This is a genomic window from Chitinophaga pollutisoli (genome assembly GCF_038396755.1).
In the GTDB taxonomy this organism is placed as follows: domain Bacteria; phylum Bacteroidota; class Bacteroidia; order Chitinophagales; family Chitinophagaceae; genus Chitinophaga; species Chitinophaga pollutisoli.
Genome location: NZ_CP149822.1, coordinates 116,692 through 131,819, shown reverse-complemented (window position 1 = coordinate 131,819; position 15,128 = coordinate 116,692). Strand labels below are relative to the sequence as shown.

General features: G+C 54.4%; 14 protein-coding genes. 6 read left to right on the top strand and 8 right to left on the bottom strand.

Annotated elements, in window-relative coordinates:
• Positions 1-5 precede the first annotated feature (5 nt).
• On the top strand, positions 6-1,151 hold the full coding sequence (locus WJU16_RS00460) for an HlyD family efflux transporter periplasmic adaptor subunit (RefSeq protein ID WP_341836357.1): 1,146 nt from the start codon (positions 6-8) through the stop codon (positions 1,149-1,151).
• 56 nt (positions 1,152-1,207) lie between these two features.
• Entirely contained in the window at positions 1,208-3,385 is a 2,178-nt protein-coding gene (locus WJU16_RS00455) for a peptidase domain-containing ABC transporter (RefSeq protein ID WP_341836356.1), read from the top strand.
• A gap of 96 nt (positions 3,386-3,481) precedes the next feature.
• On the opposite strand, the gene WJU16_RS00450 is transcribed toward WJU16_RS00455, so the two are convergent.
• The 8 genes from WJU16_RS00450 to WJU16_RS00415 all read right to left on the bottom strand — a co-directional run bounded on the left by WJU16_RS00450 (position 3,482) and on the right by WJU16_RS00415 (position 10,642).
• Positions 3,482-3,925, bottom strand: coding sequence for an META domain-containing protein (locus WJU16_RS00450; protein WP_341836355.1), 444 nt, complete (start codon positions 3,923-3,925; stop codon positions 3,482-3,484).
• 141 nt (positions 3,926-4,066) lie between these two features.
• Entirely contained in the window at positions 4,067-5,212 is a 1,146-nt protein-coding gene (locus WJU16_RS00445; RefSeq protein WP_341836354.1) for a hypothetical protein, read from the bottom strand.
• 56 nt (positions 5,213-5,268) lie between these two features.
• Positions 5,269-5,709, bottom strand: a complete 441-nt coding sequence (smpB, locus tag WJU16_RS00440; protein WP_341836353.1) for an SsrA-binding protein SmpB — start codon at positions 5,707-5,709, stop codon at positions 5,269-5,271.
• A gap of 51 nt (positions 5,710-5,760) precedes the next feature.
• Positions 5,761-6,606 carry an acetyl-CoA carboxylase, carboxyltransferase subunit beta gene (gene accD, locus WJU16_RS00435; RefSeq protein WP_341836352.1) on the bottom strand — a complete coding sequence of 282 codons (846 nt, stop codon included), beginning with the start codon at positions 6,604-6,606 and terminating at the stop codon, positions 5,761-5,763.
• 131 nt (positions 6,607-6,737) lie between these two features.
• Positions 6,738-7,805 carry a class II fructose-bisphosphate aldolase gene (gene fbaA, locus WJU16_RS00430; RefSeq protein WP_341836351.1) on the bottom strand — a complete coding sequence of 356 codons (1,068 nt, stop codon included), beginning with the start codon at positions 7,803-7,805 and terminating at the stop codon, positions 6,738-6,740.
• 175 nt (positions 7,806-7,980) lie between these two features.
• Positions 7,981-8,421 carry a Rieske (2Fe-2S) protein gene (locus WJU16_RS00425; protein ID WP_341836350.1) on the bottom strand — a complete coding sequence of 147 codons (441 nt, stop codon included), beginning with the start codon at positions 8,419-8,421 and terminating at the stop codon, positions 7,981-7,983.
• Between the two features lie 82 nt (positions 8,422-8,503).
• On the bottom strand, positions 8,504-9,280 hold the full coding sequence (locus tag WJU16_RS00420) for a helical backbone metal receptor (protein WP_341836349.1): 777 nt from the start codon (positions 9,278-9,280) through the stop codon (positions 8,504-8,506).
• A gap of 3 nt (positions 9,281-9,283) precedes the next feature.
• Complete coding sequence (locus WJU16_RS00415) at positions 9,284-10,642, bottom strand: pyridoxal-phosphate dependent enzyme (protein ID WP_341836348.1); 1,359 nt, start codon at positions 10,640-10,642, stop codon at positions 9,284-9,286.
• A 63-nt stretch (positions 10,643-10,705) separates the two neighbouring features.
• Here WJU16_RS00415 and bioD point away from each other — a divergent pair, with 63 nt between their 5' ends.
• Genes bioD through rnr form a run of 4 tightly spaced genes read left to right on the top strand, consistent with a single transcriptional unit; the run spans position 10,706 to position 15,128 of the window.
• Positions 10,706-11,347, top strand: a complete 642-nt coding sequence (bioD, locus tag WJU16_RS00410) for a dethiobiotin synthase (protein ID WP_341836347.1) — start codon at positions 10,706-10,708, stop codon at positions 11,345-11,347.
• Complete coding sequence (locus WJU16_RS00405; protein WP_341836346.1) at positions 11,344-11,946, top strand: 5-formyltetrahydrofolate cyclo-ligase; 603 nt, start codon at positions 11,344-11,346, stop codon at positions 11,944-11,946. Before bioD ends, WJU16_RS00405 begins: the two co-directional genes overlap by 4 nt.
• Positions 11,947-11,950: 4 nt before the next feature.
• Positions 11,951-13,054, top strand: a complete 1,104-nt coding sequence (gene lpxK, locus WJU16_RS00400; RefSeq protein ID WP_341836345.1) for a tetraacyldisaccharide 4'-kinase — start codon at positions 11,951-11,953, stop codon at positions 13,052-13,054.
• A gap of 10 nt (positions 13,055-13,064) precedes the next feature.
• Positions 13,065-15,128, top strand: a complete 2,064-nt coding sequence (rnr, locus tag WJU16_RS00395; RefSeq protein ID WP_341836344.1) for a ribonuclease R — start codon at positions 13,065-13,067, stop codon at positions 15,126-15,128.

The following is a 15,128-nucleotide window of genomic DNA, read 5'->3' as shown; positions in this document are numbered from 1 at the left end:
TGAACATGCCTCAGATTTTTCCCGTCGCCGTCATCGAGCATTCCGCCATGTCGTGGTTACCCCGTGTGCAGGCGAGAACGCAGGTGATCTACACCACCGTTTTGCTGGCAGTAGTGCTCTGCCTGTTGGCTTTACCTTTCATTTATGTGGACGTTTCCGTTAAATCCGCTGGCATCGTACGCCCCGTGGCGGAGAAGAACGAGCTGCGCAGCCTCGTGTCCGGCACCATCGAAGAAGTGCTTGCCAAGGAGGGGCAGCATGTCGAGAAAGGGCAGCTGATCCTGCGCTTGCAGGAAGATATCTCCAACAGTAAAATTTCCCAGGCATCTTTCGAGCTACAGCAGCGGGAAGCCTTTATCGCCGACCTGCAGCGCCTGGCCACGGGGGGCGGATCGCCGCGCACCGCCCTCTATCAGCAGCAATACAGCCGGTTTATGGCGGCCATCAGCGAGCAACAAGCTACGATGGACAAGCTGGGCCGTGATCTCGATATGTATAAAAAACTTTTCGCGGATAAAGTGGTCGCCGAAAAGGAGCTGCGAGACAAACAATATGAATACGACCGGTCCGTAACCCTGTACCGGTCCGCCGTTCAGCAGCAACGCAGCGCCTGGGCGGAAGAACTGAGCCGTTACCGCATGGAAAGCAACCGCCTGGCGGCAGATGCGGAACAGCTCGAAAAGCAAAAAGAATGGAACCTCATTAAAGCGCCTGTCAGCGGCACCATTCAGCAATTCAACGGTAAATATCCCGGCGGCTACCTGCAAACCGGGGAAATGATCGGGATTATCAGTCCCGACAGCAACCTCGTGGCCGAGTGCCTCGTGAGCCCCAAGGACATCGGCTACCTGAAAGCCGGCATGCCCGTGCGCTTCCAGGTGGATGCGTTCAATTATAATGAATGGGGCTCGGTGGAAGGAACCGTGCAAAGCGTCGATAGTGACTTTACGCTGGTCGATAATCAGCCGGTATTCAAAGTACGCTGCAAGTTCGCCGCTACGGAGGTGTCTACGGCGAAAGGCGTAAAAGGGCAGCTGAAAAAAGGGATGACACTTCAGGCCCGGTTCCTCCTGACCCGCCGCAGCCTTTTCCAGCTGCTGTATGATAAAACGGACGACTGGATGAACCCGAACGTCATTGCCCAACGATAAACTGATCCCCAACCGACCGGCCATCTCACCGCCAGACCGGAAAATAACACACGACCATGTCCACCAACACCCGACTCAAGAAAAGCACCCGCGTCCGCCAGCGGGATCTAAGCGATTGCGGCGCCGCCTGCCTGGCCTCCGTTGCAGCGTTTTACAACCTCGAATTACCCGTGGCGCGCATCCGGCAAATGGCGGCTACCGACAGCAAAGGCACCAACGTGCTGGGAATGGTAGAAGCCGCTACCCGACTGGGTTTTCAGGCAAAGGGCGTAAAAGGCCCGTTTGAAGCGCTGTACAATATCCCGAAGCCCGCCATCGCGCACGTGGTGGTAAAAGGTGTGCTGCACCATTATGTGGTGATCTACCGCGTCACGAAAACGGAAGTGGTTGTGATGGACCCGGCCGACGGGCAGTTTCATCATATCCCGCACGAAGCGTTCAAGCAAATGTGGACCGGCATCCTCGTGATCCTCATGCCAGGCGATGAATTCAAAGCCGGCGACGAACGCATCTCACACCTGGCGAGGTTCTGGTTCCTGCTGCGGCCGCACAAGGCGGTGGTGATGCAGGCTTTGTTCGGCGCTATCATTTATACGGTATTGGGATTATCCACTTCGATTTACGTCCAAAAGATCGTCGACAATGTGCTGGTGGAAGGCAACCGCAACCTGTTGAACCTGCTGGGGATTATCATGATACTGATACTTTTGCTCCAATTGTTCATCGGGCACCTGAAAAGTGTTTTCGCATTAAAGACGGGCCAGCAGATCGATGCGCGGCTGATCCTGGGATATTACAAGCATCTGCTCCGCCTGCCGCAACAGTTCTTCGATACGATGCGGGTGGGGGAGATCACCTCACGGATCAATGACGCGGTGAAAATCCGCGTATTCATCAACGATGTGGCGATAGGGCTGGTGGTGAACGTTTTCATCGTATTTTTCTCATTCGCGCTCATGTTTACCTATTACTGGAAACTGGCGCTCCTTGTGCTGGCGATCCTCCCTGTATACGGATTGATTTACTGGATCAGCAACCAGGTCAATAAAAAAATGCAGCGCAGGCTGATGGAAGACAATGCCGAGTTAGGGAGCCAGCTGGTGGAATCCCTTAATTCAGTAGCCACCATCAAGCGCTTCGGGCTTGAGGAGTTTGCGAATATCAAAACCGAATCCCGGTTCGTAAGGTTGCTGAAAACGATCTATTCGGCGTCGGTTTCCAATTTATATCTCGGCAACGCCAGTAGTTTTGCGACAAATGCGCTTGTGGTGATATTATTATGGGCGGGGTCTTACTTCGTGATGGACCGGCAATTGAGCCCCGGCGAGTTATTGTCGTTTTATGCATTGATCGGGTACTTTACGGGCCCGGCCATGAGCCTTATCGGCGCGAACCGGAGCATGCAGGATGCGCTGATCGCGGCCGACAGGTTGTTCGAGATCATGGACCTGGAGCAGGAGGATACGGCCAATAAAGTGGCGCTGGCGCCGGAGATGGTGGGTGACATACATTTCCAGCGGGTGAGCTTCCGGTATGGTACGCGCGTGGAGGTATTCCGGCAGTTCGATCTGCATATCCCGCACGGCCGGATCACGGCGGTAGTGGGCGAGAGTGGCAGCGGAAAATCAACGCTGATGGCTTTGTTGCAGAATATTTACCCGTTAATGGATGGCAGCATCCTCATCGGGCAACTGGATATCCGCTATATCGATAACGAAAGTTTACGCAGGCAGGTGTCTGCCGTTCCGCAGCAGATTGATTTGTTTGCGGGATCGGTGCTGGAGAATATTGCGGTGGGCGAATTTGAGCCGGATGTGCAGCGCGTGTTGCAGGTCTGCAAGTTGCTGGGCATTCTTCAGTTTATCGAAAAGTTGCCGGAGGGCTTCAATACCCCCCTGGGCGAGCATGGCGTCAACCTCAGCGGCGGCCAGCGGCAGCGCATAGCTATCGCCAGGGCGCTGTACCGGGATCCGCAGGTTATTATATTGGATGAAGCTACTTCTTCCCTCGATTCCGTTTCTGATCAGTATGTGCAGGACGCGATGCAGCAGCTCCGCGACCAGGGTAAAACCATCATCGTCATCGCCCACCGGCTCAGTACGGTAGTGAGCGCAGATAAAATAGTGGTATTGCAGGAAGGAAAACTGGTGGAGGAAGGAACGCACGCCGAATTGCTATCGAACAACGCCGTTTATGCACGGTTGTGGCAGCATCACCAGGCGGTTTTGGCGTGATGCGGAAGGGCACCGATCTACCGCAAATCATTTCCAACTATAAAAAACAAAGGCCTGCGTAATGCAGGCCGATTGTGTGCGTCCAAAAAGGCAGGTTTATTTCGCCATAAGCCTGACAAGTGTCTTTCCATCTTCCGCGCCAAGGGTTAATACCCCGTCCACAACAGACCATGTTTTTATTTTATCGGTTACACCGAAGAATTTGGATTCATATTCCATTTTCTCCATGCACATCATTTTTGTTGCGGCAAGCGGTGTGAAAGAAAGCTTGTTCGGTGCTTCCAGCTTAAATCCGCCCGTGATCCTGTTGCAGCCCGCTGAACCGAAAACGCGGCTGTCAGTTTTCTCAAATGTCAATTCTGCCGGAGTTCTTAAACCTGCAGTGTCTACCGGGAGGCCATCGATTTCAACGAAACGCCACGTCTTATAGAGATCAGCTTCATTGTTGGCGCCGCCTCCGGTTGCTTTGTTGGCGTTGGAGCATGCCGCCATAAGCGCAGTGGTCGCAATGGCAATGGAAATGCTGAATAGTTTGTGCATGTCTTGATGGTTTGTACAATCACTATAACAGTTTAGCGCGGAAAAAGTTACAACCATCGTAAGAAATTAAATATCAAAGCGTTTTACAGAGGATCCGTAAAACGCTTTGATATTTTATGATACTGTATGTAGCGAAATCGTTTAATACCTGCTGTAGAAAGATTGCAGATCCCGCGCCATCCGGTCGTAAATAGGCCGTGTGAGTTCCAGGAAAAGATCCTGTGGGGGAGGAGGAACAAGATCCCGGCCCTGGATGAGGCGCTTGTCTTCGTCGGACAACGCGCGCTCGTCTCCCCGGAAGGTTCCGAATTGGTTTTGCCAGGTAAAGGAACCGGGAACGCGGTCCTGGCGGAGGATGCGCTCATTGGTAACGTCGATGATGCGATAGTCGAGCGCGCCGGTGGATTGCACGGTTTTCCGGGTCACGAAAATGGTGGCTTTCACTGTAATGTCGACCATCGGAAACTTGCCCGTGCTGTCGGCTTTGTTGCCTTTCACCTGGATCACCCTGGAAACTTCGCGCTGGGAGCGGTCTACGTAGGTTTGGCCTACAATAAAATCCATAAAACGCATTTCCATGTACTGATCCGGATGGAAATCTTTTTCGCCGCGCACCCTTCTTTCATCATAAAACCGAACGAAAGTATTGATGCGGCGGTCTTCCAGGTTACGCACAAGCGCATCGCGGAACTGGTCCGCCGAAAACTGGAAGTAGGGTGAGCGAACGTCGATCTCGCTTACAACTACATGAACGAGGCCGAGCTGGAATGCCTGGTCACGGAGGCTGGCGGCATCCCGGAAATCGGGGCTGAGGCGGAGCGCGGCGGCGAATTCCTCGTAGGCTTCCCGCGCGGCTTGTTTGGTACGCTGTTCCATGAGCTCGATGCCCCGGTTATAGCGGACTTCCGCGGCATTTTCGCCCGAGGCGGCGATGGCGGAGCTGTAATCTTTCGGTTTAACGACGGCATTGGCGGCCGGCGCGCTGCGGATCACGTTATAGAGCGATTGCATGGCGCGGTATTCGTTTTTTACCTCTTCCCATTTCAGGGGATTGTTAGACGCGAGGGATTGCTTGGCGCGGCCTTCATAATGTTCCATGGCGGCCTGGTAAGCAAGCGGAAGGAGCCGCAACGAGGTTTCGTCCTGGGGGCGGCGCTGTAACTTCTTTACAAATGATTCCACGGCGTCATAATATCGCCCCTGGTTGTACAGTTTTTCGCCGGATTTGCAGGCAAAGAGGATGACGGCGGGCAGGCATACGGATAGGTAGCGGAGAAACTTCAACATAAAGCTGTTTTACGAAGATATGCAGGCAAATGGCGCGCCAGATTGTGGGGCTGGGGTCAGACTTTGAAATTGCGGCGTAACTCACGGTCAACCTCCCGCGCTTTGATGGAGTCGCGTTTGTCGTGCAGTTTTTTACCTTTCCCGAGGCCGATTTCCATTTTGGCGAGCCCTTTGTCGGTGATGAACATTCTAAGGGGAACGATGGTGTACCCGCGTTCCTGTATTTTCTTTTCCAGCTTGCGCAGTTCTTTTCTTTGCAGGAGCAGTTTGCGTTCGCGGAGGGGATCGTGATTGGCGTATGTACCGAATTTGTATTCGGCAATGTGCAGACTTTTGACGTATAATTCGCCTTTGGAGAAATAGCAGAAGCTGTCGTTAAAGCTCACTTTACCGCTGCGGATGGATTTGATTTCGGTTCCGGTCAGCACCAGTCCGGCGATGTATTTATCTTCTATCGCGTATTCAAAATAAGCCGATCTGTTCTTTAATTCTGCCATGTGAGGGTTAAAAGTGGGCCGGTTGCAGGGGCAACCGGCCGGGAAATATCATTAGTTTTTGAACAGCTGGAGCAGCGAGCCCAGTTTGTTCTTCAGTTCTTTACGATCGGTGATGAAATCGAGGAACCCGTGGTCCAGGAGGAATTCAGCGCTCTGGAATCCTTCAGGGAGGTCCTTTTTAATGGTTTCCTTGATCACGCGCGGGCCGGCGAAACCGATGAGTGCGCCGGGCTCAGCCGTGTTGATGTCTCCCAGCATAGCGTACGACGCGGTAACGCCGCCGGTGGTGGGGTCCGTCATCAGGGAAATGTAAGGGAGGCGCGCCGCTGCCAGTTGCGTGAGCTTGGCCGAAGTTTTCGCCATCTGCATCAAGGAAAATGCGCTTTCCATCATACGTGCGCCGCCCGATTTGCTGATGATCATCAGGGGCAGTTTATGCTGGATGCAATAATCTATGCTGCGGGCGATCTTTTCACCGACTACGGAGCCCATGGAGCCGCCGATAAAGTTGAAGTCCATACAGGCCACCACGAGGCCGTACCCGTTCACCGTTCCCACGCCGGCGCGCATGGCGTCGGAGAGTCCGGATTTCTTCTGGGCGTCTTTTAGCCTATCGCCATAAGGTTTCAGGTCGTTGAAGCCGAGGAAGTCTTTCGGGTAAATGTTGGTGAAGAGCTCTTCAAAATTATTATCATCAAAAATGATCTCGAAGTATTCGGGTGAATTGATACGGTTGTGATAATTACACTTATCGCAAACGTAAAGATTCACTTTCAGATCTTTCATGGTGGTCGTCTTCTTACATTTCGGGCATTTGTGCCATAAACCGTCCGGCGCCTCTTTCTTCTCACTGGTAGTGGTGGAAATACCCTGTTTAATTCGCTTAAACCAGCTCATACAGAATGTGTACTAAGTAATTAGATTAAAGTTTAGTGGTGCAAGATACGATAAAATTAAATTTTTCCGTCAACCAAAAAGCCCCCCGTTTTTTAACAGGGGGCTTTGGCAAATATATAACAACCTGGTTATTATGCGTTACGGTTGATGCAATTGAGGTCGTGGAAGGCCTCTTCGAGGCGTTTCACGAAGGATTCCTCGCCTTTGCGGAGCCAAACGCGGGGGTCGTAGTACTTTTTATTGGGCTTTCCTTCGCCTTCGGGGTTGCCGAGCTGGGCCTGGAGGTAGCCTTCTTTATCTTTATAATAATGCAGCACGCCTTCCCAGAAAGCCCACTGCATGTCGGTATCGAGGTTCATTTTGATAACACCGTAACCGAGCGCTTCCGCGATCTGGTGCTTGGGTGAGCCGGAACCGCCGTGGAACACGTAATAAACGGGTTTGGGTGCGGTGCCGAATTTCTTTTCGATGAAGTCCTGGCTGTTTTTCAGGATCTCGGGGCGCAGTTCCACGTTGCCGGGGCTATAAACGCCGTGCACGTTGCCGAATGCGGCCGCCACGGTGAAGCGGGAACCCACTTCCATCAGTTGCTCGTAGCTGTAGGCCACGTCTTCCGGCTGGGTGTAGAGGAGGGAGTTTTCCACGCCGGAATTGTCCACACCGTCTTCCTCGCCGCCGGTCACGCCCAGTTCGATTTCGATGGACATGCCCAGTTTATTCATCCGCTGGAAGTATTTTTTAGAGATTTCGATGTTTTCGTGCAAGGGCTCTTCGGAGAGGTCGAGCATGTGGGAGCTGTACAGAGGCTGGCCGTTCTCTTTCATGAACTTTTCGCCCGCGTCCAGCAAGCCGTCGATCCAGGGCAGCCATTTTTTAGCGGCGTGGTCGGTATGGAGCACTACGGGGACACCATAGTATTTGGCTACTTCATGTACGTGCTTGGCGCCGGAAATACCACCGGAGATATTCGCCTGCAGCTTGTCGTTCGGCATCCCTTTCCCCGCATAAAACTGCGCGCCACCGTTAGAAAACTGGATGATTACCGGAGAATTCACCTTTGCGGCTGTTTCGAGAACGGCGTTCACGGTATCGGTGCCTACCACGTTAACCGCGGGCATGGCATATCCGCTATCCTTGGCATCCTTGTAGAGCGCTTCCAGCTCTTCGCCGAATAATACGCCGGCTTTGTACTTTCCCATAGACGATGTAACTTTTAATTTTTAAAGGAAAGCAAATATAGGCATTTCCACTTTTAGATTTCTCTAAAGTTCTGGCCCCAAACGGGCCTTCGGCGTTGATTTCATTCATCCGGGACCGCAAATTCGTTTGGATTGCCGACGGAAGAAGGGGCCGGGAATGCCGGCCCGGAGCATATCAGGTAACGGTTAAAGTGGTACCGTTAACAGCCACCGAAAATTTGGTCAAAGCCGCAGTAGCAGGCCCGTTGGATACTGAACCATCGGTATTGAACCGGCTGCCATGGCCGCAGGAGCTGCCGCAAACGATCTTCCCGGCCGTTACGCCGGAAAGGGTGCAGCCTTCGTGCGTGCAGGTGCTGGTCAGCGCCGCGAAAGACCCCGGCACGTTGCCCGCCGCCAGCCGGATCAATACTACGCCGCTCGCAATCTTGTAACTCCCGATGGTCGTCAGCTCGTTGGCCAGGTTAACGGTGAGCCTGGCGCCTCCTCCGCCACCGCCACCGGGAGGGTTCGAAGGCGCGGGATCGTCGCCCTTCCCGCCGCAGGCGGCCAATCCGCCCGCGCAAATAACCGCCAGTGTAGCGCCCATGCCGGATAAAAAATCTCTTCTTTCCATTGTTATGTCTGTTGTTCCGGAAAGGTTACGGCGGGTTGCGCGCAGCGGTTGCCTGCGCTAAAAAAATCATGTCTGAGGAAAATTAGCGGTAGATATCCAACAGCTCATTAAAATAAGCCGGTGCGTAAACGAGCCTGCTGCCGTACCAGGAAAACATCTCTCCGTCGGCCAGCACGATTTCCGCATCCGGCACGTATTCCCGGATTTCGGCGATGTGTTTCGTTTTGAAAGGATAGGGCTCGCTGCTGAGCAGGATGAGTTTAACCCCGCTGGCGGCCAGCTGTGGCAAGGTAATGGAGGGATATCGTGGGAGATCGGCGAACACATTGCGCAGGCCGCAGCGCTGCAGCATGTTATTGATGAACGTATCGCCACCCGCCACCATCCAGGGATCGCGCCAGATAAAATAAGCCGAGGGAACGGCGGGGTGGAGGGGGCGGAGGGATGCAAATCCTCCGGCAATACGCCCCGCGATTTCGCCGGCCGCTCGCCGGGTATCGAGGATTTCGCCGAGCGCGTAGATCATCTCCTGCGATTGCTCCAGCGTCTGAATGTCGCTGGTCCATACCGGGAACCGCTGCGCCAGGGCCTCGATCTGGCTTTTTTCGTTTTCTTCCTTATTGGCGATAATGAGATCGGGTTGCAATTCCGCGATTTTGCCGATGTGCAGCTGCTTGGTGCCGCCCACGCGGGTTTTCTCCCGGAACCATTGCGGCGGATGCACGCAGAATTTCGTGATGCCCGCTACATCGGCCCCAAGGTCATACAACAGCTCCGTTTGCGAAGGAACAACCGATACGATGCGCTTCGGAACTCCTTCCAGCGTAATTGTATGCCCGATCTGATCAGTATATTTCATGGCTTAATTCCCCAGCGCCTGGATAATGTCGTATTTGGTAACGATGTGGTAATAACCGGAATCGTCCTGCGTGAGCACAGCGCCGTTTTCTTTATTGATGTAGACCGTAAGCTTTTCGATGGGCGTGTCCATCGCCACCACGGGGAAGGCTTTCTGCATGATATTGCGCACCGGCTGCTCTTTCAGCTCTGGCTGGTCGATCAGTTTGCTGAATAATCCGCCTTCCGAAATGGCGCCGATCAGTTCGTCCTGCTGCAAAACCGGTAAATGTTCAATGTCGAATTTCTTCATTTTACCGATGGCGTCGCTCACCTTGTCATCCGGCGAAATGGTGACCAGCGGCAGGTTGCGGCGGCCATTCACCACGTCGCGCACAGTTTTTACATCCAGGAACCCGCGTTCCATCATCCATTGATCGTTGTACACTTTCCCCACATACCGCGAGCCGTGATCATGGAAAACAACCACCACCACATCATCGGCCTTCAACCGCGTTTTCAGCTGTAGAAGCCCTGCCACGGCGGAGCCTGCGGAATACCCCACGAAAATCCCTTCTTCTTTCGAAATCCTTCTGGCCATCACGGCGCCGTCTTTATCCGTCACTTTTTCGAAGTGGTCGATCACGCTCATATCGTAATTCTTCGGTACGAAATCTTCCCCGATGCCTTCGGTGATATAAGGATACACCTCGCTCATATCGATTTCGCCGGTATCGAAATATTTCTTCAGCAGCGAGCCGTAGCTGTCGACCGCCCAGATTTGCACATCCGGATTCTGTTCCTTGAGGTATTTCCCCGTTCCGGTGATTGTTCCGCCGGTGCCGGTGGCCACAACGAGGTGGGTGATTTTCCCTGCCGTCTGCTCCCAGATTTCCGGGCCCGTTTGCTCATAATGCGCGTCGCGGTTGGCGAGGTTGTCGTATTGATTGACGTAAAAACTATTCGGGATCTCGCGCGCCAGTCGGGCGGACACGCTGTAGTATGACCGTGGATCTTCCGGCAGCACGTTGGTTGGGCAGACGATCACCTCCGCACCAACAGCTTTGAGTATGTCGACTTTCTCTTTGGATTGCTTGTCAGTAGTTGTGAAAATGCATTTATAACCTTTGATAACCGCCGCGAGCGCGAGGCCCATGCCTGTGTTGCCCGAGGTGCCTTCGATAATGGTGCCGCCGGGCTTTAGGAGCCCTTTCTGCTCGGCTTCTTCGACCATCCGCACGGCCATCCGGTCTTTGATGGAGTTGCCGGGATTGAAGAACTCAACTTTGGCGAATACGGGGCAGGGGAGCTCGGCGGTTACGCGGTGTAATTTGACCAATGGGGTATGGCCGATCGTTTCGAGGATATTTTCACAATACTTCATAATCTTGGGTCTTGGGTAACGAATTTAAGGTAATTGGTTGAATGATACTTTATATTTGCTTCCATGAACAATATCTTCATCACCGGAATCGGTACGGGCGTCGGTAAAACCCTTGCATCCGCCTGCGTGGCGGAAGCGCTGGGCGCGCAGTACTGGAAACCGGTGCAGGCGGGGCTGGAGGATGGAACCGACACGGAAACCGTCCGTTCGCTTACATCTCCGCAGGTAACCGTTCACGACGAATTATACCGGTTGCGGTTGCCCGCTTCGCCTCACCTGGCGGCGCGGGAAGAAGGGATCATCGTGCAGGAAGACCTCATTCTCCATCATGCACGGCGGTTGCAGCAGCCGGGCAGACCTTTGATCATCGAAGGCGCCGGCGGACTGATGGTGCCCCTGAACGGCAATTATTTTTTCCTCGACCTGATCCGCGCGCTCGATGCGCAGGTGATCGTGGTGGCGCGGAATTATCTCGGCAGCATCAATCATAGCCTGCTCACGGCCATGGCGCTACGCAGCGCGGGCATCAACGTAACCGGATGGATTTTCAGTGGCGATCATCATACCAACGAAGACGATGTGGTGGCCTGGAGCCAATATCCCCTCATCACCCGCATCCCGCAGGCGGAACGGACGGATCGCAGTTTCGTGGACCTGCAGGCCGGGTTGATGCGCCCCCGGTTGCAAGAACTTCTCCACCCATGATCGATATGACCGCCAAACAAGCCATCCGCAAAATGTACCTGGCCAGGAGAAAAGCCCTTTCGCCCGAATCCTTCCGGCAACTCAATAACGCGCTCCTGGAACAATGCCGCCACCTCGATCTCGGCCATCCCGCATATATCCACCTTTTTCTGCCCATCGCCGCCAGGAACGAAGTGGACACCTGGCCGCTGTCCGCCCAGCTCCGCGAACGTTTCCCCGAAGCTACGCTGGTGCTGTCGCGCTCGTTCATCGCCACCGGCGACATGGAGCATTTCGCCTGGAAAGCCGACACCACCCTCGTCGAAAACGCCCTGGGCATCCCCGAACCGGAGAACGGCCAGCACGTGCAGCCCGCGCAGCTCGATGTAGTGTTCGTTCCCTTGCTCGCCTTCGATACCTCCGGCCATCGCGTGGGGTATGGCAAAGGGATGTACGACGGTTTCCTGCGCCAGTGCCGGCCCGATGTGCAAACGGTGGGGCTGAGCCTCTTCGGCCCGCTCGAAGCACCCGTTTCCGACGCCTGGGATGGCGATATCCCCCTTCAATCCGTGGTAACCCCGGAAAAGGTTTATTACTTTACAGACGCAAAAAATGAATAGTCCCGTGTGGCAATATCTTAGCTTTTTACTCTATCCCTTCGCATTGTTGTACGGCCTGGTGCTCTGGGTCCGCAACCGCCTGTACGACGCCGGCATGCTCACTTCCGTGGAATTCAGCGTGCCGACCATCGCTGTGGGCAACCTTTCAGTGGGCGGCACGGGCAAAACGCCGCATGTCGAATACCTCATCCGGCTGCTGAAAGACCGCTACCGCGTGGCCACCCTCAGCCGGGGCTATAACCGCAAAACAAAAGGCTACCAGCTGGCGGGGCCCAAAACCACCGCTGCGGATATCGGCGACGAGCCCATGCAGTTCCACCGGAAATTCCCGGAAGTGACCGTTTGCGTAGGGGAAGAGCGCATGCTGGCGGTGCCCCAGCTCATGGGAGACCGCCCGGAAACGGAAGTGATCCTGCTCGACGACGCCTTCCAGCACCGGTCCATCAAACCCGGCCTGAACCTCATGGTAACAGATTACAGCCGCCTTTTCACCCGCGACCACGTGGTGCCAGCAGGGCGCCTGCGCGAGGGAAGGAAGGGGTATCACCGGGCGGATGGGATTATTGTGTCGAAATGTCCGGCCGGGCTGACGGCCGCTGAAAAAGAAAATATCCGCAGGGAAATCAACCCGTTACCGCATCAGCAATTGTTCTTTACTACGCTGCAGTACGGTGTTCCGGCCGAAATGCTCACCGGCGAGCCCGTCCTGATTCCGGAGAACGCCAGGGTCCTGGTAGCCTGCGGGATCGCCCGGCCGGAGCCGCTGGTACAACATTTGCGGCAAAGACATGAGAATGTTAGTCTCCTGTCTTTCCCCGACCACTATTATTACAACCGGAACGACCTGGAAAAGATCCGGCTGGAACTGGATAACCTGGACGGAGAAGGGCCGGCTTACATCATCACAACGGAAAAAGACGCGGTAAGGCTCAACCTGCTGCGCGACATCATCGCGAACACGCAGCTGCCTTTTGCCGTTATACCGGTAGAAGTGGCTTTTCTCTTCGGGGAATCCGCCGGATTCGACCGTTTTGTGATGGAATACACGGAAAATGCATTGTTGGCGGCCGGAGAAACGCCACCCGGATGGCAAACGCCGCAACCCTAAAATCAAGTAAATGACCAAAAAGAAAGAAAAGAAACAGAAGAACAGCAGCCAGAAGAAGACCTACAAAGGTATTGTGGACGTAACCCGGTCAGGGATGGCGTTCGTGGTAGTGGAAGGCCTGGACAGCGACATCATGGTGAAGCAGAAAAACCTCAATTCAGCCCTGGACGGCGACGAAGTGCTGGTCGACGTCATCCGCCAGGGTAAAAGCATGGGCAGGATGGAGGGGCACGTGACAGACGTGCTCACCCGGAAGAAGACCGAATTCACGGGCACCATCCAGCTGAGCAAAACATTCGCATTTCTCGTGCCCGAAAAAGGCGCCTGGCTCCCCGATATCTATATTCCCGAAAACTCGCTCAAAGGCGCCAAGGACGGCGACCGCGCGGTCGTGAAAATCGTGGCCTGGGGCGAAAAGACCCGCAAGCCGGTTGGCGAGATCGTCGAAATCCTCGACGCCACCAACGCCAACGACCTCGCCATGAAAGAAATACTCGTGGAAAGCGGCTTCCCGCTGCAATGGCCCAAAGACGTGCTCGACGAGCTCGCCGCAATGCCGGGAGCGGGCAATCTCAACGCCAAAGACCGCGAGGGAAGGAAGGATTTCAGTAAAATCCTCACGTTTACCATCGACCCCGTGGACGCCCGCGATTTCGACGACGCCATTTCCATCCGCCGCCTGAAAAACGGCATGCTGGAAATCGGGGTGCATATCGCCGACGTGAGCCATTATGTGCAGCCCAATACCGCGCTGGACAAGGAGGCTGAACACCGCGCCACTTCCGTGTACCTGCCCGACAGGGTGCTGCCCATGCTGCCGGAGAAAATTTCAAATGAATTATGTTCGCTGCGGCCGCACGAAGACCACCTGTGTTTTTCCTGCGTGTTCCAGATGGATGACAAGGCGAAAGTGAAGCAATATTGGATGGGGCGCACGATTATCCATTCGCGCCACCGGTTTACGTATGAAGAAGTGCAGGAGATCATCCAGACGGGCGAGGGGCCTTATTTTGAGGAGGTATTACTGCTGAACAAATTATCGCAAACCCTGCGGGCCGCGCGCTTCAAGGCAGGCGCCATTAATTTTTCCAGCCAGGAAGTACGCTTCCAGCTGGATGAGAACGCAAAACCGGTCGGTGTAAAGGTCAATCAGAGTGATGAATCGCACCAGCTGATTGAAGAACTGATGCTGCTGGCGAACCGCACGGTGGCAGAATACGTCTCCAAACAGAAAGTAAATACGCATCCCATTCCCTTCCCTTACCGCGTGCACGATACACCGGACGAAGAAAAAATGCATGTTTTTGCCGTATTTGCAGGTAAATTCGGCTATAAATTCGACGCCACAAGCCCGGAAACCATCGCCACTTCTTTCAACAAGATGCTCACATTGGTACAGGGAAAGCCGGAACAGCATGTGCTCGAAACACTCGGGATCCGTACCATGGCCAAGGCCATTTACACTTCCGACAATATCGGGCACTACGGGCTGGGGTTCCCGCATTACTGCCACTTTACCTCACCCATCCGCCGGTACCCCGACGTAATGGTGCACCGCATCCTGGCGCAGGTTTTGGAAGGCGAAGCGAAAATCGACAAGCTGCTGGAAAAGCGTTGCAAGCATTCCTCCGACATGGAGCGGAAAGCCATGGAAGCCGAAAGGGCGGCCAACAAGTACAAACAGGTCGAATATATGCAGGACTTCATCGGGCAAACGTTCGAAGGGATCGTGTCCGGCGTGGCGCATTTCGGGTTCTGGGTGGAAACGGTGTTCGCAAAATGCGAGGGGCTGGTGAGCGTTCACGGGCTGCGCGAAGACTATAAACATTCCGAAACCGATTATGCATTGGTAGGCCTGCGAACCGGCAGACGCATCCGGATCGGTGATAAGGTGACCATCCGCGTGGTGGGCGCCAGCTTGCCCAAGCGGCAGCTCGATTATGAACTGGTGGAAGAAGGCAGTGATCTGCCGCCGTTGAAGAAAGGCGGCAGGAGTGAAAGAGTTGAAAGAAGGGACGGAAGTAAAAAGACAGGCAAGGCGCCGCAAACAAAATCAAGGAAGAAAAAGAAGTAA